Origin of the sequence: Kocuria sp., from assembly GCF_030530945.1 — a bacterium.
In the GTDB taxonomy this organism is placed as follows: Bacteria; Actinomycetota; Actinomycetes; order Actinomycetales; family Micrococcaceae; genus Kocuria.
Genome location: NZ_JAUMTZ010000017.1, coordinates 1 through 20,234, shown reverse-complemented (window position 1 = coordinate 20,234; position 20,234 = coordinate 1). Strand labels below are relative to the sequence as shown.

15 protein-coding genes are annotated in these 20,234 nt (G+C 71.6%); 5 read left to right on the top strand and 10 right to left on the bottom strand.

Translation table 11 applies throughout. The annotated features are described in order from the left end of the window. Window positions 1-5: 5 nt before the first annotated feature. The 7 genes from Q4A22_RS11370 to Q4A22_RS11340 form a co-directional block, all read right to left on the bottom strand. A complete protein-coding gene (locus tag Q4A22_RS11370) occupies window positions 6-1,817 on the bottom strand; it encodes a protein kinase (protein ID WP_303179576.1) in 1,812 nt (603 codons plus the stop codon). Beyond that, window positions 1,814-3,256: a penicillin-binding protein 2 gene (locus Q4A22_RS11365; protein WP_303179573.1), complete on the bottom strand. Its 1,443-nt coding sequence runs from the start codon at window positions 3,254-3,256 to the stop codon at window positions 1,814-1,816. The genes Q4A22_RS11370 and Q4A22_RS11365 overlap by 4 nt, the downstream gene beginning before the upstream one ends. After that, window positions 3,253-4,962: an FtsW/RodA/SpoVE family cell cycle protein gene (locus Q4A22_RS11360; protein WP_303179569.1), complete on the bottom strand. Its 1,710-nt coding sequence runs from the start codon at window positions 4,960-4,962 to the stop codon at window positions 3,253-3,255. Before Q4A22_RS11360 ends, Q4A22_RS11365 begins: the two co-directional genes overlap by 4 nt. Then, window positions 4,962-6,536: a PP2C family serine/threonine-protein phosphatase gene (locus Q4A22_RS11355; RefSeq protein ID WP_303179566.1), complete on the bottom strand. Its 1,575-nt coding sequence runs from the start codon at window positions 6,534-6,536 to the stop codon at window positions 4,962-4,964. The genes Q4A22_RS11360 and Q4A22_RS11355 overlap by 1 nt, the downstream gene beginning before the upstream one ends. Window positions 6,537-6,540: 4 nt before the next feature. Beyond that, a complete protein-coding gene (locus tag Q4A22_RS11350) occupies window positions 6,541-7,077 on the bottom strand; it encodes an FHA domain-containing protein (RefSeq protein WP_303179564.1) in 537 nt (178 codons plus the stop codon). A gap of 1 nt (window position 7,078) precedes the next feature. Continuing rightward, complete coding sequence (locus Q4A22_RS11345; protein WP_303179561.1) at window positions 7,079-7,906, bottom strand: DUF3662 and FHA domain-containing protein; 828 nt, start codon at window positions 7,904-7,906, stop codon at window positions 7,079-7,081. Between the two features lie 189 nt (window positions 7,907-8,095). Then, window positions 8,096-10,246, bottom strand: a complete 2,151-nt coding sequence (locus tag Q4A22_RS11340; protein ID WP_303179559.1) for an NADPH-dependent 2,4-dienoyl-CoA reductase — start codon at window positions 10,244-10,246, stop codon at window positions 8,096-8,098. 238 nt (window positions 10,247-10,484) lie between these two features. On the opposite strand from Q4A22_RS11340, the gene Q4A22_RS11335 reads away from it, so the two are divergent. After that, on the top strand, window positions 10,485-11,099 hold the full coding sequence (locus Q4A22_RS11335) for a Dps family protein (protein ID WP_303179556.1): 615 nt from the start codon (window positions 10,485-10,487) through the stop codon (window positions 11,097-11,099). A gap of 98 nt (window positions 11,100-11,197) precedes the next feature. Here the strand turns inward: Q4A22_RS11335 and serA are convergent, their stop codons facing one another. The 3 genes from serA to Q4A22_RS11320 form a co-directional block, all read right to left on the bottom strand. Continuing rightward, window positions 11,198-12,394 carry a phosphoglycerate dehydrogenase gene (serA, locus tag Q4A22_RS11330; RefSeq protein WP_303179553.1) on the bottom strand — a complete coding sequence of 399 codons (1,197 nt, stop codon included), beginning with the start codon at window positions 12,392-12,394 and terminating at the stop codon, window positions 11,198-11,200. Between the two features lie 464 nt (window positions 12,395-12,858). Continuing rightward, entirely contained in the window at window positions 12,859-13,974 is a 1,116-nt protein-coding gene (locus Q4A22_RS11325; protein WP_303179551.1) for a glycosyltransferase, read from the bottom strand. 5 nt (window positions 13,975-13,979) lie between these two features. Continuing rightward, entirely contained in the window at window positions 13,980-14,513 is a 534-nt protein-coding gene (locus Q4A22_RS11320) for a DapH/DapD/GlmU-related protein (protein WP_303179550.1), read from the bottom strand. A 557-nt stretch (window positions 14,514-15,070) separates the two neighbouring features. On the opposite strand from Q4A22_RS11320, the gene Q4A22_RS11315 reads away from it, so the two are divergent. The 4 genes from Q4A22_RS11315 (at window position 15,071) to Q4A22_RS11300 (ending at window position 20,013) form a co-directional block, all read left to right on the top strand. Beyond that, entirely contained in the window at window positions 15,071-16,417 is a 1,347-nt protein-coding gene (locus tag Q4A22_RS11315; protein ID WP_303179549.1) for a polysaccharide biosynthesis tyrosine autokinase, read from the top strand. A gap of 14 nt (window positions 16,418-16,431) precedes the next feature. Beyond that, the gene (locus Q4A22_RS11310; protein ID WP_303179547.1) at window positions 16,432-17,844 is read left to right on the top strand and encodes a hypothetical protein; all 1,413 of its coding nucleotides are present in this window, start codon (window positions 16,432-16,434) and stop codon (window positions 17,842-17,844) included. A 64-nt stretch (window positions 17,845-17,908) separates the two neighbouring features. Beyond that, window positions 17,909-18,760: a glycosyltransferase gene (locus Q4A22_RS11305; RefSeq protein ID WP_303179545.1), complete on the top strand. Its 852-nt coding sequence runs from the start codon at window positions 17,909-17,911 to the stop codon at window positions 18,758-18,760. Further along, on the top strand, window positions 18,754-20,013 hold the full coding sequence (locus Q4A22_RS11300) for a hypothetical protein (protein WP_303179543.1): 1,260 nt from the start codon (window positions 18,754-18,756) through the stop codon (window positions 20,011-20,013). Before Q4A22_RS11305 ends, Q4A22_RS11300 begins: the two co-directional genes overlap by 7 nt. Window positions 20,014-20,234 lie beyond the last annotated feature (221 nt).

Genomic DNA, 20,234 nt, shown 5'->3' with positions numbered 1-20,234 from the left:
CCGCGCTACCCGTTCGTGCCCGTGCCGGCGCTCGGGACGGCCACGGAGCCCGTGCCGGAGCCGGTGGAGGTGCTGCCGCCCTCGGCGGTGGTCTGCCCGGTCTGCGTACCGTCACCGGCGGTGCCCAGGGCCTGGGGCTGGCTGGTCTGCGCGCCGGTCTGCTCGGAGCCCGTGGTCTGGCCACCGGTGTCCTCGCCGCCGGTGCCCGTGCCGCCGCCGTCACCGGAACCGTTGCCCGTGCCGCTCGTGGCACCGGAGCCGGAGTCCTGGGTGGTACCGGGTGCCGCGGTGCGCTGGGGTTCGGAGGTGGCCTGCTGGGTAGGGGCCTGCGAGGAGGTGCCCCCGCCGGAGCCCTGCCCGGAGTCCGGGGTCCACGCCACGGTGAGCACCACCGTGGAACCCACTTTCACCCTGGCCCCGGCCGCGGGGTCCGAGGCGACCACGGTGTTCTCCGCCTTGCCCGTGCCCTGCTGCAGCCGCTTGTCCACGTTCACGCCCAGGGCCGCGATCTCGGCCGAGACCTGGTTCGCGTCACGGCCCACGATCTCCCGGGGCAGGGTCACGGTGTTGTCCGGGGTGGGGCTCACGGTGGAGGAGGTCACGGTGCCGGGCGCCGGTTTGTCGTCGCTCCCGGCGGAGGTGAGGAACCAGGCGCCGATCCCGCCGAGCACCAGCAGCGCCACGAGCAGCGGCAGCAGCCAGGCCCACACCGAACGCCTGCGCCCGCCGTTCCTGCCGGAGGACCCCGCCTGGGAGCGGTCGCCCTGGTGCACGGCGTCGAACTGGGCGGTGGAGGGGTGGGCGCTGTACTCGGGCGCGGGGCGGTCCGCGGCGGCCGCAGAGCCTGTGCCCACCGTGGCGTCCACGGCGGTGCCGGGCATGGCGCGGGTGCGGGGCCCGGAGACCGGGGGCATGGCCTCGGTGGGCTGGCCGTCGTCCGAGAAGTTCTCCGAGAGGAAGGTCGCCATCCCCGGCACCATGGCCACGGCAGAGCGCACGTCGCCGCGGCGCAGGGCGTCCACGGCGTTCGCGAGCTTGCCCGCGTTCTCCGGGCGGTCCTCCGGGTCCTTCGCGAGCATGGACATGATCAGGGCCCGCACCGGCTCGGGAACGGTGTCCGGCAGCGGCGGCGGGTTGTCGTTGACCTGCGCCAGGGCGATCGCGATCTGCGACTCCCCCGTGAACGGGCGGCGCCCCGCGAGCAGCTCGTAGCCGATGATGCCCAGCGAGTAGATGTCGGAGGAGCCCGTGGCGGTCTGGCCCGTGGCCTGCTCCGGCGCAAGGTACTGGGCGGTTCCCATCACCTGGCCCGTGGCCGTGAGGGGCACCTGGTCCGCGAGGCGGGCGATGCCGAAGTCCGTGACCTTCACCCGGTTGTCCGGGGTGATGATGAGGTTGCCGGGCTTCACGTCCCGGTGCACCAGGCCCTGCGCGTGGGCGGCGGCCAGTGCACGGGCGGTCTGGCCGATGTAGTTCAGCACCGTGTCCGGGTCCAGCGTCTTCTGCCGGTCGATGACGTTGGACAGCGGCTCCCCGGGCACCAGCTCCATGACCAGGAACGCGGAGCCCTCGTCCTCGCCGTAGTCGAAGACGTTGGCCACGCCCGGGTGGTTGAGCAGCGCCGTGTGGCGGGCCTCGGCCCGGAAACGCTGCAGGAACGTGGGATCCCCGTTGTACTCGTCCTTGAGGATCTTCACGGCCACGATCCGGCCCAGGACCTGGTCCTTGGCCTTCCAGACCTCACCCATGCCGCCGATGGCAATTCGTTCCGTGAGCGCGTAGCGACCGCCCAGAATGGTGTTCGACGATGGCCTCACTTGTTCAACACCGCCTCGAAGAGTTGCCGTGCGCTGGGGCTGGTCAGGGACGCTCCCGTGGTGACGTCCACGTCCTCGACAACCACCGCCACCGCCAGTTGGGGGTCATCGGCGGGCGCGAATCCAGTGAACCACGAATCGTTCAATCCGTCCTTGCCGATCTCAGCCGTGCCGGTCTTGCCGGCCACCTTCACGCCCGGCACGGCCGCGCCGGAGGCGATGCCGTTGTCCACCACGGAGGTCATCAGGTCCTTGACCGTGCTCGCGGTCTGGGAGTCCGTGGAACGCCGCAGCTGCTCTGCCTTGAACTCGTCGATCACGGACAGGTCCGAGGAGCGGACGTCCTTCACCAGGCTGGGCTTCATCATCACGCCGTCGTTGGCGATCGCGGCGGAGGTCATGGCCACCTGCAGGGGAGTGGTGCGGACGTCGTACTGCCCGATCGAGGAGAGCGCGAGCTGGGCCTGGTTCATGTCCTGGGGGAACACGGAGGGCGTCACGTCCAGGGGGATGCTCAGGTCCTGGCCGTAGCCGAAGTTCTCCGCCGTCCTGCGCAGGTCGTCCTGGCCCAGGTCCATGGCGATCTGGGCGAACGGCGTGTTGCAGGACTGCTCCAGGGCGAAACGCAGGTCCACCTGCGTGCGCGCGGCGCACCCGCCCTGGCGGTAGTTCGGCAGGGTCACGGTGGTGTCCGGCAGGGGCAGCTCGGCGGGGTTCTGCAGCGTGGAGTCCGTGGTGTACTTCCCGGACTCCAGTGCGGCCACGGTGTCGATGAGCTTGAACGTGGAGCCGGGGGCGTAGAGGTCCCCGCCGATGGCGCGGTTCACGAGCGGCTTGTCCGGGTCTGAGTTCAGCTGGTTGGAGGCGGCCACGACCTCGTTGGTGTCGTGGGAGGACATGGCGTTCGCGTCGTAGCTCTTGCGGGACACCATGGCCTTGATCTCGCCGGTCTTGGGGTCCACGGCCACGATCGAGCCGTTGTGACCCTCCAGGGCGTCGTACGCGACCTTCTGCAGCGCTGGGTCCAGCGTGAGCTCCACGGAGGCGCCCTTGGGCTGCTCCCCGGAGAACAGGGACATCACGCGGTCGTAGAACTGGTCGTCGGACGCGCCGGAGAGCTCGTCCCCCATGGCCGACTCCAGTCCCGTGGCCCCGTACACCAGCGAGAAGTAGCCGGTGAGCCCGGAGTACATGGGGGAGTCGGTGTAGATGCGCTGGTGCTCGAAGTCGTCGTTCGAGGGGACGGACTTCGCGATCTCCGTGCCGCCCACCAGGATCGAGCCACGGTCCTGGCCGAACTGCTCGTAGAGCGTGCGGTTGTTCCAGGGGTTGGCCTGGAGGGCGTTCGCCGCGAAGAACTGCACGTACGTCAGGGTCAGCAGCAGCACCATGACGATGGCCGAGACCATCAGCCACATCCTGCGGATCGCCTTGTTCACGGGGTCCCTCCTTCCTGGTCGGTGTAGTCCGGTGCGGACTCGTCACGGGGTGCGCGGTGCTCGGACCGCGTCGCCCGGCCCGGTTTGCGTGCCGCTCCCCGTTCGCGCGCGGCGGCGCCGGAGCGGTCGGTGATCCGGGACATGGCCTCGGTCGCCGAGCCGGCGTCGCCGGGATCGAGGTGCGGGGTGGTGCGGCTGCCGCCCGCCGCCGCGGAGCTCAGGGCGGTGGAACGCGGAGGTTCCACGGCGGCGTCGCCCCGGGTGGCGTCCGCGGTCCGCGTCTGGGCGCGCTGCTCCTCGCGGGCGCGGCGGCGGCGCTCGAGGGACTCGAGGTCCTCGGGGGAGGCGGGGCCGGTGGCTACGGGGCGGCGGGCGCTGTGGGAGATGGCCAGCAGAATGGCCACGATGATCCAGTTGGACAGCAGGGACGAGCCGCCCGCGGACATGAACGGGGTGGTCAGGCCGGTGAGCGGCAGCAGCCGGGTGACGCCGCCGACCACGATGAACAGCTGCAGGACCATCAGCGCGGAGAGCCCGGCGGCCAGCAGCTTGCCGAACGCGTCCCGGGCGCCCAGGGCCGCGCGCAGCCCGCGGGATGCGAAGAGCAGGAACATCACGAGGATCGCGCCGAGCCCGATCAGGCCGAGCTCCTCGCCGAGGGCCGTGATGATCATGTCCGAGTTGGAGTAGGACACGAGGTCCGGGCGGCCCTGGCCGAGGCCCTTGCCGAAGAGCCCGCCGGAGGCGAGACCGAACAGCCCCTGCACGATCTGTGCGGACCCGCCGGGGGAGCGGTTGTAGACCGCGGGGTCGAAGGCGTCGAGCCAGGCGTCCAGGCGCAGGCTCACGTGGGAGAACACGCGGCTGGCGGCGAACCCGCCCACGAGCATGAGCACCAGGCCCAGCACGATCCAGCCCAGGCGCCCGGTGGCCAGGTAGATCATGGCCAGGAACAGGCCGAAGAACATGATGGCCGTGCCCATGTCCTTCTGCAGCACCAGGATGCCGATGGCGATCGCCCACGCCGCGAGCATGGGGGCGATGTCCCGGAAGCGTGGCAGCCGCACGGGTCCGATCCGGCGCCCGGCCAGCAGGATGAGGTCACGGTTGGTGGAGAGGTAGCCGGCGAAGAAGACGGCCAGGGTGATCTTGGCGATCTCCCCGGGCTGGAAGGTGCGCCCGGCCACCGAGATCCACAGCCGTGCGCCGTTGATCTCCACGCCGAGTCCCGGGACCATGGGCAGCACCAGCAGCAGGGCGGAGACCAGGAGCATGGTGTAGGTGACCGCGCGCAGCCGCCGGTGGTCCTTGAGCAGCCACAGCACCACGCAGCACACCAGCATGGCCACGCCGGTCCAGACCACCTGGGTGTTCGCCGCGGTCTGGTTCGTGGAGAGGTCGATGCGGTGGATCATGGCCAGCCCCAGCCCGTTCAGCGCCACGGCGATGGGCAGCAGGTAAGGGTCCGCGTACCGGGCCCGCACCCACAGCACCACGTGCACCAGCAGGGCTCCCGCGCCGAGCACGGTGCCACTGACGATCACCTGTGAGGGGTCCGCGGCCAGCTGGTCCGGGTCCACCAGGATGTTCGCGCCCACGCCCACGACCAGCGCCAGCAGGAGCAGCAGCAGCTCGGTGATCCGACGGGGCCGCGGGCGCACCCCGGTCCCGGGGGCGGGCGGTGCGGTGGTGGCGGTGGTGCTCATCAGCGGCCACCCCCCGAGGGGGCCGCGGAGGCGCTGGGGCTCGACGAACCGGAGCGCGAGGAGCTCGCGGACGGGTCCGGGGTGGGGGTGGTGACGGTCACGCGGCCGGTGGGCCGGGGAGCCCCCGAGGTCTCCAGGTCCGCCACGATCCGCTGCGCCTCGTCCCGGCTGCCGGCGGGGATGGTGGAGCGCACCCGCTCCTGGGCGTACTGCGGTAGGGAGTCCACGGCGATGTCCGTGGCGGAGTCCAGCTCGTGCAGGGAGATGGGCCCCAGCGACTGGGAGACGCCCTGGAACACGGCCACCCGGCCGTCCGCCTCGCCCACGTAGTACTGGGAGGAGGTCCAGGCGCGCGCCCCCCACCCGCCCAGCAGCAGGGCCACGGCGAGCACGACGACGCCCGCGATCCACAGCGCCCGGCGCCGCCCGGATGCGGGGGCGGGGTCCGCGCCGCGCCGCCGGAGCAGGCTGCGCACCTCCGCGGGGTCCGTGGTGGCGTCCAGGGTGGACGTGGAGGTCATGGTGGCCCGGCGCTGGATGGCCGAGTCCGAGACCGTGGGAATCCGTCCGGTCTGTGTGGCGTTCGCCGCCGCTCCCACGAGCAGGTGGGGCCGCTCGGCCAGGTCCCGGCGCAGCACGGAGGCCGAGGACTGCTCCTGCCCCGCGGGACCGGGGTCCCGTCCGGGTTCGCGGTAGTCGCGCCCGCCGCCGGCCACGGGGGAGTCCATGGGTCCGTCCCAGTGCTCCTCCACGGTGTCGTGGCGCAGCTGCTCGTCCGAGGTGCGGGACTCGTCCGGCACGGCCCCGTGGCTCTCGCCGGTCATGGGGTGGGCGTCCCCGCCGCGGGGGATCTCGTCCACCTGCACCACCACCACGGTCACGTTGTCCGGGGCGCCGCGGTCCAGGGTGAGCTCCACCAGGGAGTTCACGATCTGGTTCAGGTCCCCGGTGGACTCCATGACGTTCTCGATGGTCTGCGCGCTGACCACCGCGTTGAGCCCGTCCGAGCACAGCAGCCAGCGCTCGCCCACGGCGGGGCGCACGGTGTGGACCTCGAGCTCGGGGGAGGCGTCCACGTCCCCGAGGACGCGCATGAGCACGTTCTTGTGGGGGTGGTTCTCCGCCTCCTCCGGGCGCAGCCTGCCCTCGTCGATCAGGCGCTGGACGAACGTGTGGTCCGTGGTGACCTGCTGGAAGCCCTCGGCCTGGGACAGCCGGTACGCGCGGGAGTCGCCGATGTGCGCCACGGAGATCTCGTCCCCGTCGATCAGCAGGGAGGTCACGGTGGTGCCCATCCCGCCCAGCCGGGGGTTGGACTGCACGAGCTTGGCGAGGTTCTGGTTCGCGTTCTGGATCTCGTCCGCGAGCACGGTCTCGGCGTCGCCGTCGTGGCCCGCGTGGTCCAGGTGGGTGAGGTCGATCACCGCGGACGCGGAGGCCACGTCCCCGCCCACGTGCCCGCCCATGCCGTCGGCGACCACGGCCAGGTACCGCCCCGCGTAGGCGGAGTCGTCGTTCTTGGAGCGCACGCGGCCCACGTCGGAGCGCGCGGCGTAGCGGAAGGCGATGGGCATGGGTCTACGGCCTCAGTTCCATCACGGTGCGTCCCACCCGGAACCGGACGCCCGGCTCCACGGCCACGGCGCGGGAGAGCTTCTGGTCCTGCACGTACGTGCCGTTCGTGGAACCGAGGTCCTCCAGGAACCAGCGGGAGCCCTGCGGGAACAGCCGGGCGTGGCGCCCGGAGGCGTAGTCGTCCTCCAGCGGCACGGTGGCCTCGGTGGAGCGTCCCAGCATCACGGGGGCGGAGCCCAGCTGGTAGCTGCTGCCGGCCAGCGGGCCCTCCAGCACCACGAGCTGCTGCGGGCGGTGGCGCGCGCCCCCCGTCACGGGCGCGGCACTCTGCTGGGGTTGGGGCTGGGGCTGCGGAGTGGGCTCCGGGCGGCGCCCGTTCTCCTCGGGCGCCACGGCGGACCGGGTGCGCCCCCGGGAGGCGGAGCGGGCCTTGCCGCTCACCGTCAGGTCACGCGCCTGCGAGAGCACCACGGCGGCGATGAACAGCCACAGCAGCGCGAGGAAGCCGAAGCGCAGCAGGGTCACGGTCAGTTCGGACACGTCAGCGCCTCTCCTTCGGGACCAGCAGCCGGAAGACCAGCCTGGTGCGTCCCATGGTGATCACGGAGCCGTCCACGAGCTGGGCGCGGCCCTCGATCCTGCGGCCGTCCACGGAGGAGCCGTTGGTGGAGCCGAGGTCCACGGCCAGGAAGTTCTCCCCCTCCCGCCGGATCTCCAGGTGCCTGCGGGAGACCCCGGTGTCCTCCACGGTGATGTCCGCCTCCGCGGAGCGGCCCACGCTCACGCTCGGGGCGTTGAGGGAGAACCGCTCGGAGCCCACCTCGATCACCGGCACCCGGCGCGGGGTGTACGGGGTGACGGGCTCGTGGGCGGCGGTGGGGGCGTTCTGGGACTCCTCGACGCCGCGTGTGCCGCGGCCCCTCGCGTGCGGTGCGGGGGCCGGGGGCTGGGGCGCGCGGGCGGAGGTGCCGGCGTCCGCGGGAGCCTGCGGGGTGCTGGTGCGCTCGAAGGAGGAGACGATGCTGACGTCCCCGGCCTCCAGCTCGGACTCGCGCGTGAAGCTCACCCGGACCGCGCCCTGAAGGGTGTACGCCTGGGAGCGGGCGTGGCGGATGACCACGTCGCACAGCTCCTCGGCCAGCTGCACGCCCCACTCCTGGGCGCGCGGGAAGTCGTCGTCGGAGAACTCCACGGTGAACACGTTGGGGGCCATGGTGCGCCCACCCGAGACGCTGAAGGACTCCTGGTCCAGCTCCCGGCGCAGGGCGCTCGCGATCTCGACGGCCTCCACCCGCCTGCGCGAGCCCGCGGTGAAGGCGGTGCGCAGGGCTCTCTCGATCCCGTTCTCCAGCCCGGTCCAGAAACCCATCCCGCCTCCTTTCTCGGTCAGCCGGTGGCGGCGCGTCCCGTGCGACCGTGGGGGTCGGCGACGCGCACGGTCGTGGACAGTTCCCTGCATAGTATCCGGCCGGGCTGGGTGCACGGTGACAGCACCGTCCCCCGGCGGGGTTCCCGCCCGCCCCCGCGGGGGACGCGGGTGCCGCCCGGGCGCGTCGCCTCACGGCAGGGAGGCCGCGAGCTCCACCGCCTCCCGGATGGCGCGCTTGGCGTCCAGCTCCGCCGCCACGTTCGCCCCGCCCACCACGTGCACGGGGCGCTCACCACCCAGCTGCGCCGCGAGCTCCGCGCGCGGCTCCTGGCCCGCGCACAGCACCACGGTCTCCGCGGGGACCAGCAGGCGCCTGCGCCCCGGCCGCTCCGCCACCGCGGTGGTTCCGGGGCTCGCCGCGGCCCCTGGAGTCCCGGGGGCACCGTCCGCGACCCGCGCTGCCCGCGTGGGTGCCTCCCCGGCCGACGCCGCCGCCCCGGACGACGCCGCCCCGGCCCCCGCGGCCTCGTCGACCCGGACCCGCACGGCCAGCCCCCGCTCGGCGCGGCGCTCGTACTCCACGCCGGTGACGAAGCGGACGTCCGCCATGCGCAGCTCTGCACGGTGGATCCACCCGGTGGTGGTGCCCAGGCGGGCGCCGGGCTTGCCCGCGGTGCGCTGCAGCAGGGTCACGGCCCGCACCGGGGGAGCGGGCTCGGGGAGCAGCAGCCCGCCGCGCGCCTCGAGGGAGCGGTCCACGCCCCACTCGCGGTAGAAGTCCGCGTGGGGGTCGTGGGTGAGGAAGTGGGCCACGTCGAAGCCGATCCCCCCACCGCCGACGACCGCCACCCGCTCGCCCACGGGGGCGCCCGAGAGGACCTCCCTGTAGCCGAGCACGGTGGGACCGTCCTCCCCGGGGATCCCGGGTACGCGCGGCATGACGCCCGTGGCCACCACCACCCGGTCCGCGAAGGCGAGGTCCGCGGGGGTGGCGGTGCGTCCGGTGTGCACGGTGACGCCCAGCTCCTCCAGGCGGGCGCGGAAGTAGCGGATGGTGTGGCCGTAGTCCGCCTTGCCCGGGATGCGGCGGGCCAGCTGGAACTGCCCGCCGATCTCGGTGTGCTGCTCGAAGACCGTGACCCGGTGGCCGCGCTGCGCGGCGGCCTCCGCGAAGGCCAGGCCCGCGGGGCCCGCACCTACCACGGCGATCCGCTCTGCCGTGCGGGTGGGGCCCAGCACCAGCTGGTCCTCGCGCATGGCCCGCGGGTTGACCAGGCAGGACATGCGCCTGCCCGCGAACGTGTGGTCCAGGCACGCCTGGTTGCACGCGATGCACGTGTTGATCCGCTCGGAGCGTCCCTCCCGGGCCTTCGCCACGAACTGCGGGTCCGCGAGGAACGGGCGGGCCAGGCACACCAGGTCCGCGTCACCGCGCTCGATCACGGCCTCGCCGATCTCCGGGGTGTTCATGCGGTTCACGGCGGCCACCGGCACCGAGAGGTTCTCCCGCAGGGCACGGCTCACCCACGAGAACGCGGCCGGCGGGACACTCGTGGCGATCGTGGGGATCCGGGCCTCGTGCCAGCCGATGCCCGTGTTGACCACCGACACCCCGGCCGCCTCGACCTCGCGCCCGAGGGCCAGCACCTGCTCGAACTCCTGGGCGTCCGGGACCAGGTCCAGCGCCGAGAGGCGGTACATCACCAGGAAGTCCGGGCCGGTCACCTCGCGGACGCGCCGGACCACCTCCACCGCGAAGCGGCGGCGGGCGGCGTCGGAACCCCCGTAGCGGTCCGTGCGGTGGTTGGTGTGGGCCACCAGGAACTCGTTGATCAGGTAGCCCTCGGAGCCCATGATCTCCACGCCGTCGTAGCCCGCCTGCCGGGCCAGGTCCGCGGCGCGCGCGAAGTCCTCCACCGTGCGCTCCACGTCCTCGGTGCTCAGCTCGCGCGGGGTGACCCGGCTGATGGGGGCTCGCACGGGCGACGGCGCCACGGCGTCCGCGTGCATGGCGTAGCGCCCGCTGTGCATCAGCTGCAGGGCGATCAGCCCACCCTCCCGGTGCACGGCGTCCGTGACCGTGCGGTGCGGGGGCAGCTGCTCCACGCTGCTCAGGTGCGCGCCGTCCTGGCGGGCCGCACCTTCCCTGTTGGGGGAGATGCCCCCGGTGACGATCAGCCCGGCTCCGCCGCGCACGCGCTCCACGTAGAAGCGGGCGAGCTCCGCCTCCCCGCCGGGCGTCTCCTCCAGCCCGGTGTGCATGGAGCCCATGATCACGCGGTGCGGCAGGGTCAGGGAGCCCACGCGCAGGGGGGACAGAAGGTGGGGGTAGGCGGTCATCCGATACTCCAGGTCTCAGGTATTTCTCCCACCCTAGAACCCGTGAGCTGGATCACCAATCGGCGAGGGGTGCGACACCTTGCGGGTGGGCTCGAGCGCACCCCACGGGGGTTCGTGATGGCGTGCCAGGGCCCGGGGCCTGGTCCGGAGCCGCCACGATTGTTATTGTGAATTCATCACAATAAGTCGGATTCGTGGGGTTCCGGATGGGAGCCACCGCTCCGGCAAGGAGGATGTCATGGCCAAGAAGTCCACCCGGATCGCCGCGTACACCGTTCCCGGCCTCACAACCGAGCAGGGCCACGCGGTCGCGGAGATCCTGCAGCAGCGCCTGCACGCTCTCAACGACCTGCAGCTGACCCTCAAGCACGCCCACTGGAACGTGGTGGGTCCCAACTTCATCGCCGTCCACGAGATGCTGGACCCGCAGATCGACGAGGTCCGCGGGTACGTGGACGACCTCGCCGAGCGCATGGCCACCATGGGCGTGTCCCCCAACGGCACCCCCGGCGCCATCGTGGCCGAGCGCACCTGGGACGACTACAGCGTGAACCGCGCCCCCGGCGTGGAGCACCTGGCCGCCCTGGACCTCGTCTACGACGGCGTGATCAGCGACCACCGCGAGGCGCTCGCCCGCGTGAGCGACGTGGACCCCATCACCGAGGACATGCTGATCGGGCAGGTCCGCGGCCTGGAGCTGTTCCAGTGGTTCATGCGCTCGCACATCGAGTCCAGCTCGGGCGTGCTGGAGCACTCCGGGGCCCGCACCGAGAAGGCGGCCGCGCGCGCCGTCGCCCCCGGGGCCTCGAAGAAGACCGGCAAGGGCACCCGCAAGGCCGCCAAGAAGAAGTAGGCGCCGCGGGAAGGCATGCGACCCCCGGACCCGTGCAGGGTTCCGGGGGTCGCGCGCGTTCGGGGGCCCGACCCCCGTTCCGGCGGGGGAGGGGCGGCTCAGGAGACGGTGGCCACCCGGACGGTCTCGGGCAGGGCCTTCACGGCCGCCACCACGTCCTCGGTGACCCCGTTGCCGCAGTCCGTGACCAGGTAGCCCATCTGCCCGCGGGTCACGAGCTGCTGGCGGTCCACGTTGATCCCGTGCTCGCCGAGCACCGAGTTCACGCGCGCCAGCACGCCCGGCACGTTGCTGTGGATGTGGAGCAGACGGGTGCCGCGGATCTCCGGGTCCAGCTGCACCTCGGGGAAGTTCACAGACAGGCTCGTGGTGCCGTAGCGGCAGTAGTCGACCAGCTTCCCGGCGACGAAGCCCCCGATGTTCTCCTGCGCCTCCGCCGTGGAGCCGCCCACGTGCGGGGTGAGGATCACGTTCGGCAGCCCCTGCAGCGGGGACTCGAAGGGCTCCCCGGAGGCCTTGGGCTCGGAGGGGTAGACGTCCAGCCCGGCGCCCGCCAGGTGGCCGGAGGTCAGGGCCTCGTGCAGGGCGTCCAGGTCCACCACGTGCCCGCGGGAGAGGTTCAGGAAGATGGAGCGCGGCTGCATCTGGCGGAACTGCTCGCGGCCGAACATGCCGGTGTTGGCCTCGCGCCCGTCCACGTGCAGGGTGACGGTCTCCACACTGGACAGCAGCTGCTCCAGGGAGTCGCACTTGGTGGCGTTGCCCATGGCCAGGCGGTCCACCACGTCGTAGTAGTAGACGTCCATCCCGAACGCCTCCGCCACCACGGACAGCTGCTTGCCGATGTTGCCGTAGCCCACGATCCCCAGGGTGCGCCCGCGGACCTCGTGGGAGCCCTCCGCGGACTTGTTCCACTCGCCCCGGTGCATGGCGGCGTTCTTGTCCGTGAGGTGGCGGGCCAGGGCGATGATCTCCCCGAGCGCGAGCTCCACCACGGAGCGGGTGTTGGAGAACGGGGCGTTGAACACGGCCGTGGCGGTGTCCGTGGCCGCGGTCAGGTCGATCTGGTTGGTGCCGATGCAGAAGGCCCCCACGGCCTGCAGCTGCGGGTGCGCCTCCAGGACCTCGCGGGTGACCTGCGTCTTGGAACGGATCCCGAGCAGGTCCACCCCGTTTAGCGCCTCGATCAGCTCCTGGGGGTCCAGGGCGCCCTTGCGGGACTCGACCTCGAACCCGCGGCTGCGCAGGGCGTCGACGGCGTCGGCATGGATGTTCTCGAGCAGTAAGGCCTTCATCCGTTCATCCTACGGGGTGGGCTCCCGCACCCGGACAGCACTCACGGCCCCCACCAGAAGGTGAGGGCCGTGAGTGTCGGGCGGTCGGCGTGCGCCGCCTCCCGGTACGGGTTCGGCTGATCAGCCGGCGATCCCGAAGGCCTTGAGGAACTCGAGCACGATGCTGGCAACGCTGCCGAGGGACTGGATGATGGAGCTGAAGATGTCCACGATGTGTGTCCTTTGCTGTTGATCGTCTGTGACAGTCACCGGGTCACCCCCGGGCCGATCCCCTTGCGGCATCGGCCCTTCGACCCGGTAGTGACAACGCTACGGACACACCGCCCCCGGCCGACACCGCCCAACGGCCAGACCTTCACTGTCCCTCCGGCCAGTGGTGGACTGGCCGTCCGGCCACCCCCGTGTCCACCGGCTGGAGGACGGGTGCAGACAGGAGCGCCCGCCCCGGTGTCCTCCGGCAGTGCTCAGTCCCCGTAGGCGCTCAGCAGCCGCTGCACCACGGCGTCCATCCCGTACTCCCGCGCGATCGTCTCCCGTGCCGCGCGCCCGGAGCGTTCCCGCAGGTCGGGGCGCGAGAGCAGCTCGTCCAGGGCCCGCTCCAGATCCTGCTGCGAGTGGTCCACCACCGCGCCCGACCCCGTGCGGCGCACGGTGTCCGCCAAACCGCACGTGTCTGTGACGACCACGGGCAGCCCGCTGGACATGGCCTCCAGCACGGACATCGGGTAGGGCTCGTCCACGGACGGCAGGACGTACAGGTCCGAGTCCGCCATCCAGCGGGCCGCGCCCGCCGAGTCCACCGGGCCCGCCCACGTGAGGCGGTCCCCGAGTCCGGACTCCGCGATCGCGCGGCGCACCGCGTCCCCCTGACCCTCGTCCGGGCCCACCAGGGTGAAGGTGGCGTTCGGGTGGCGCTGCGCCAGGGCGCGGGCGGCGGCCACGAACGCGAGCGGGCGTTTGCGCTCCTGCAGCCGGGCGAGGAATAGCACGCGGCACGCGTCCCCGGCGCGGACCTCGCGGGGCGCCGCACTCACGGGCATGCCGTTGTGCAGCTCCATGAGGTTCACCGGGCCGCGCGCCACCTGCGCCACCTCGCCCTCCTCGCGCGGGGTGAGGTGCAGGACCCTGTGGGCACTGCGCAGCACCCGGCGGGTCAGGGCGGCGTCCAGCGGGCCGGCGAGCGGGTTGTCCGACGGATCGATCATCCCGTGGGTCTGCAGCACCACCCGGGTGCCCGCGCGCTGCGCGAGCCACGCCGACGGCAGGGTCAGGAGGTCGCGGGCCATGTGCACGTGCACCACGTCCGCGCTCGGCGCCACCCGGCGCACCCACGAGAGCATGGCGGGGGAGGTGAGCCCCGCGAAGCCCGCCCCCGGCAGGACGTAGTGCGGCGGGAACAGGGCCGTGCGCACGCCGTCGCGCTCCGTGGGCAGCGGGGTGCCCAGCTCGGAGCCGGTGGCGGCGAGGACGACGTCGTGACCGGCGTCGGCCAGCGCCCGGCACTGGTTGAGGGCGACCGTGGTGGGGCCGCCGTACGCGTTGGTGCCCGAGACGAGGGCGACGACCTGCAGGATCCGCACGCCGCTCACACCCTCGCTGCCGCGGGGGCGAGCACGCGCTCGCCGGCCGGCACGTCCCGGGTGACGAGCGCGGTGGCGCCCACCACCGCGCCCTCGCCCACGGTGACGCCCCGCAGGACGGTGGCGCGCAGCGCGATCCAGGCGCCGTCCTCGACCGTGACGGGCGCGTTGTCGAACTCGAACGAGGGATCGTCCGCGCGGTGGCTGCCCGTGCAGAGCATGGCCCCCTGGGAGATGCACACGTCCGAGCCGATCGTGATGGGCTCCAGGTTCAGCAGCCACGCGCCGACGCCGATCCACGAGTTCTCGCCCACGCTCAGCTTCCAGGGCCAGTGGATCCGGACGTCGTGGCGGATCAGGGTGCCCTCCCCGATCTCCGCTCCGAACGCGCGCAGGATCCTGGTGCGCACCGCGGGCGGGCACAGCACGGAGCGCTGCAGCGGCTCCGCCACGAGTGCCCACGCCGCGCACTGCAGGGTGCTGCGGCCCTTGTCGTAGCCGCGCCCCGTGAAGGTGGCGAGGCGGCGTCGTTGTGTCATGTGTTCTCCCCTTGAACTCGAACCGCACGGGCGCGTGCAACCGCGGCAGCCGGCCCCGTGCTCCCCCGATGTCGCCGCAGTCGTCGACGTCCAAGCTTGGCACACCCACCCAGAGGGGCGGGGCGGACTTGACCCCACAAGAGGGAACACTGCGGGCGGGCGTCTCCGCGCGGAGAGAGAGCGCGGTCCGACCGCGATGGCCGTAAAAGTTGATGTGGAATCATGGTGTTGGTGCAGGTCGCAGGGGTGGTGACCGGACCCCGCGGTGCTTGTTGAATGCATGGGATTTCCGTGGACGGTTCGCAGAAAACCGGATTTGGCGGGCCGGAATGGCTGATTTCCCCCTGTCGAATTGCTGTTTTATCCCCCGATATGGGTACAAGGTCATCCACCGGGAAATATCTCCGCGCTCGGTGCCGATGAATCGGGCGTTAGACTTGCGCCAATTGCACAAAAGGGGAGAGACGGCCGAAATCGGGATCATCCGTGCCGGGCGCTGGGCAGCGCCGGGGGGAACGGATCGCACTCGGCCGTCGACACAAGGGGCTGGAGGACGCATGACGCTGCGTGACTACGTGGACATCTTGAAGAAGTGGTGGACGGTGATTGCCGCGCTCGCACTGGTGGGCGCGGTCGTGGGGGGAGCAGCGGCGCTGATGGTGCCGACCAAGTACCAGTCGTCGTCGCAGCTGTACGTGTCCATCCCCACCAACGACTCCGCCACGGAGCTGAACCAGGCGGCAACGTACCTGTCCCGGGAGCTGAAGTCCTACACCACCGTGGCCACCTCCCCCTACGTCCTGGATCCGGTGCGCCGTGACACGGGACTGGACGACAGCGTGGAGCAGCTCCAGGCCATGCTGGACGTCACCAACCCCACGGCCACGTCCGTGATCCAGGTCAGCGCCACCGCCGACACCCCCGAGAAGGCTCAGACCCTCGCGAACGGTGTGGCTGAGCAGCTGACCAAGGGCGTGGGGTCCCTGTCGCCGGAGGTCGCCAACAGGTCCGGCGCCGTGAAGGCCGAGGTGCTGAGCAAGGCGGAGCGCCCCGAGGCCTCGACAGGTCTCCCCTCGTGGGTCTACCCCGTGGGCGGCATCGTGCTCGGTGCCCTGGTGGGAACGGTGCTGGCATTCATCCTGGAGAGTCTCGTCCGCCGGCCGCGCACCGTCCGTGACCTCCGCGACGTCCCGGGGGTCACCCTGGCCGCGTCCGTGCCACGGCTGAAGCACCGCAGCGACGCCCGCACGTTCGATCCCGCGGCCGCCGGTTCCACCGGGTCCGAGGAGTCGACGCCGCAGATCACCGCCCTGCGCTCCCGGCTCCAGCAGCGTCACGCCGAGGTCCTGCCCCACGTGGAGGGCTCCGCCGTCGTCGCCGTCACTGGCAGCCGGACCGGGGACGGCGCCTCCACCGTGGCACTGGAACTGGCCCGCAGCTTCGCCGGGCTCGGCAGCCGGGTGGTCCTCGTGGACGCCCACCTCTCCGACCGGGGTCTCACGACGCTCCTGGCGCAGGGATCGCACCTCGGCATCTCGGACATCGTGCAGCAGTGGGGCCTGGCGGAGCAGAGTGCCGTGCAGCTCCAGCAGGGGCTCACGTTCCTGCCCGCGGGCTCAGCCACCACGCGTCCCAGTGACCTGGTGTGCTCGGAGTCCATGGTGACCCTGCTTCGGGACCTGGAGAGGGAGTTCGACGTCGTCATCCTGGACTGCTCCCCGCTGAGCGAGTCCGCCGACGCGGCGGTGCTGGGCGAGCTGTCCGACGAGGTCCTCCTCGTCACCGTGCCCGGCCACGTGGCCACGGAGCAGCTGCAGAACTCGGTGGAGTCCTTCCGCGGCTCCCGCGTGTCGGTGGTCGCCAACAAGGTGCGGTCTTCACGCGGTCGTTCCGGTCTGCTCTGAGCGCCGTGGACGCGATGAATCCCGTCGCCGGCGCACTCCTGCTCCTGACGGCCTCCGCGATCGTGGGGGTTCTGGCGCTGATCCACGTGCGCACCCGTCAGGTGGACGGCATGAACTTGCGCATGTGGATGCTGCTGAACTTCCTTCTGGCCAACGTGGTTTCCGGGTTCGCGCACGTCCTGGGATGGTCCAAGGACCGGGGTTTCTACGAAGTCCTCACCGGCGACCCCGTGGGGAGCACCTCGGGTCTGAGCACTGCAGCCTGGGCGACCTTTCTGGGGAGCTGCGCGCTCTGGGCTGGACTGGTCGTGCCCCGCCCCCGGCTGTTCGCCGCATCCCGCAGCGCCGGGAGCATTCCCCGCCGCTCCCTGATCCCGGAGAACCTGTACTCGTTCGCCGCGGCGCACCGCATCGGTGTGGGAGGAATTGCTCTCATCCTGGCGGCCGCGGGGGCCGTGGGGCTGGTGCGCGTCATGGGAGCGACAACCGATCAGACCGGCGGGCGCATCATCGCGGTGGACGGGGGCAATGCACGGTACGCATTCCTCGCCGGCTGGCTGCCCTGGGCGGTCACCCTGCTGGTCCTTGCTCTCGCATCACGGCGCAGGGCGCCCGGGCCCTCGGTGTGGAACACTGTCCTGCTCGTGTCGGGACTCGGCGCCCTGGCTGTCAGTGCCACCTGGAACGGCGGTCGCGCCGAGATCGCCTACGTGGCTTTCCCGCTGCTCGCCCTGATGCTGCCGAGGATCAACGTTCTCCGCTGGCCTTTCGTCGCCGTGGGGGCTGTGGCCTTCGCAGGGTACATCGTGTTCACCACTTCGAACCGAGTGGGTGCCACCACCGATCCCTGGTCCTTCATCGACTGGCAGTGGGGCCGCTTCTCCATGGCGGCATGGGCTTCCAACCACACGGCCATTCACGGCTCCCTGCACGGTGAGACGGTGTGGAGCGCCCTGCTCAATGTTCCGCTCTCACTGCTGCACTTCGCCGGCGTGCCAGCCGAGAACCCGTTCCGCTCCATGGTGCAGGTCTCCGGTTTCGACCTGCTGGGCGGGGAGGACCAGATCTACGTGGTTCCTGGATTCAGTGCGGAGATGCTGCTCAACTTCGGGATGCTGGGCGTGGTGGTGGGCTACTTCCTGCTGGGGCTGCTCTCCGCCGTGGTCTCGGACGCCTACAGCCGCAGCCGGAGCGAGACGAACCGCGTACTTCTCGCCGCAGTGGGATCCACCCTGGTGTTTCAGGGCATCGTGGGGCAGCTGGAATCGTTCGAGGTCTTCTTGACACTGTCGATCCTGCCGCTGTGGGGGCTGTGGATCGCTGAGCGTCTCTTCGCCCGCCCCCGTGATGCGGGCCAGCCGATTGCACCGGCCCCGGCCTGTGCGGGCGCCGCCCCACCATGGCAGGCGAGCCCCTCCAGACTCTGAACCCCTGTGCCCCGGCTGCCGGGTTGGGCACCCCAGCCGACCCTCCACGATCGGAAAGAAAACCATGCCACTACTGACTGTCATCATGCCCGCCTACCGGGCGAGCTCGACCGTGGGCCATGCCATGACCTCCACCCTTCGAGCCATGCCTCGCGACGCAAAGCTCGTCGTGGGGGTCGACGGGCCCGACGCCGACACGGAGGCCGCTGCGCGCGCGGTGGCGGACCCCCGGGTGGACGTCCGCGTGTTCGAACGCAACCAGGGGGCCGTGGCCTGCTCCCGGCAGCTGCTGCTCGAGACAGACGGCGAATTCGTGGCCAAGATGGATGCCGACGACCTATGCGCGCCGTGGCGGTTCCAGGTGGAGCTGGCAGCCATGCGCCACGCGGACATCGTGTGCGGCAGCGCCATCCGGTTCGGGGGGAGAGCGCTGCCCCGGCCGTCGTACTTCGGTTCACTCACGAGCACCGAGATCGGACTCCTGTTGCCGTTCACCAACCCCCTGTTCCACCCCAGCCTCCTCGCACGGCGGCAGACGCTCCTGGACGCCGGTGCCTACGCCATCAACTCACCCGCCGAGGACTACGTGCTGTGGCTCGACGCACTGCTGAACGGTGCACGCATTGTGAAGACGGCGGTGCCCGTGATCGCCTACCGGCTCAGCGCGAGCCAGATCTCAGGTGCCCCCGACTACCACCGTCGGGTGGCGGAGGACCCCGAGGTGAACCGCGCCTACCGGGCGTGGGCCGAGGCCACCGGCCGGCCGTGGCTGCTGGAGAACGGCGGGACGGCGTCGCGCCCTTCGCTGACCCGGCAGCAGCTCGAGGAGATCGTCGCCGCGGTGCGACCCCGCACCCGCGCCTACGCGCGCCGTCAGCTCCAGCTGCATGCCGCCGTCCTGGACGCGGCATGCTGAACCAGATCAAGTCCCTGATCGAGCGGATCATCCCGCGGGTCTCCTCCGCGCTGGTCATCCTGACGCTCGCCGCGTTCACCAACCCGCACTACGTGGGCATCTACAACGTGGTGACGCTGCTCTACACGGCCATCCAGGTCACGATCGACTCCGGCGCCCGGTTCGCCGTGATGCGCGTGCTCACGGAGCCCGGGGGCATGCGGATCATGAACCGCTACCGCACTTTCATGCCGGTGGTGGCGTTCGTGCTGCTCGTGGGGCTCATGCTCGTCCTGCGCTGGAACGGCACCCTGGAGAACTGGTACGAGTTCTTCCAGGTGCTGCCCGTTGCCTTCGCCCCCGGCTTCGGAGCACTGGGGCTGCTCTACGTGGGAACCCTGCAGGCCACGAGCCAGTGGGGCCTGCTCGCGCGCCTGCAGCTGCGGGCCGCCCTGGCGGGTCTGCTGGTGGGCGGCGGCGTCCTGGTGCTCACCCGTTCCCTGCTCGGTCCGTCCCTGCAGCTGGCCGTCACGGAGGGCGTCTTCGCCCTGCTGTGCTGGTGGCGGGCCCGGCGCAACACGCTTCCCATTCCCCACGCGGAGCCGGGTGAGCAGTCCATCCTCTCGGACATGGGCGCCATGTCCGGGTACGCGCTCATGGCCTGGTTCCAGGGGCAGGCGGAGCGGCTGTTCATGACGTTCTTCGCGGGCACAGCCGTGCTGGGCACGTACACGGCGGGCAGCGCGGTGGGCCGCGCCCCGGGTGACGCCCTGGCGGCGTCGACCGCCAACATGGTGCGCGTGGGCATCGCGGACAAGGAGTCGCCGCAGGAGATCCGCGAGACCAGCGAGCGCTACCTCTTCGGAGCCCTGCTGCTCGCGGCGGTGGGCGTGGTTGTCGCGCAGGTGGCCTCGATCGTCCTGACCCCGCTGCTGGGGGAGAAGTGGATACCCGCCATGTCCATGGTCCCGTTCATTGCCATGGTCTCCTTCCCCGGGGTGCTCTCCTGGGCCGCTTCGGTGCTGCTCGTGCGCACCGGGGCCGCCTGGAAGACGTTCGTGGGCCCGGTGATCGGCATCGTGTTCGGGGCACTGATCGCGTGGGTGGCGTCCTTCGACCTGCACCTGGCGGCCACCATCCTGGTGCTGCGCGAGTTCGCCGTGGTCCTGGTGGCCTACCTGTTCATCGGCCGGTCAGCACCCTGGCGCTCGTTCTGGTTCGCGGCCGGGCTCTCTGCGGTGGGCCTCGGGGCCTGCTGGTTCGCCGTTCTCTGACGGATCCCCAGCTGGTTCGCGGCCCGTGGTCCCGGCATGACGACGGCGGGCGGCCCCGTCTCGGGGCCCCCCCCCGGTGGCGTGCGGGGCGGGGCGCGACCGGCGAGGAGCCGCCGAACACCGGGCCGTCGGTATTCGGTGGCCGCGGCTGGACCCGGGACACCGAGGCCGACGGCACCCCGGGCCAGTGGTACCTGCACATCTTCGACGTCACCCAGCCC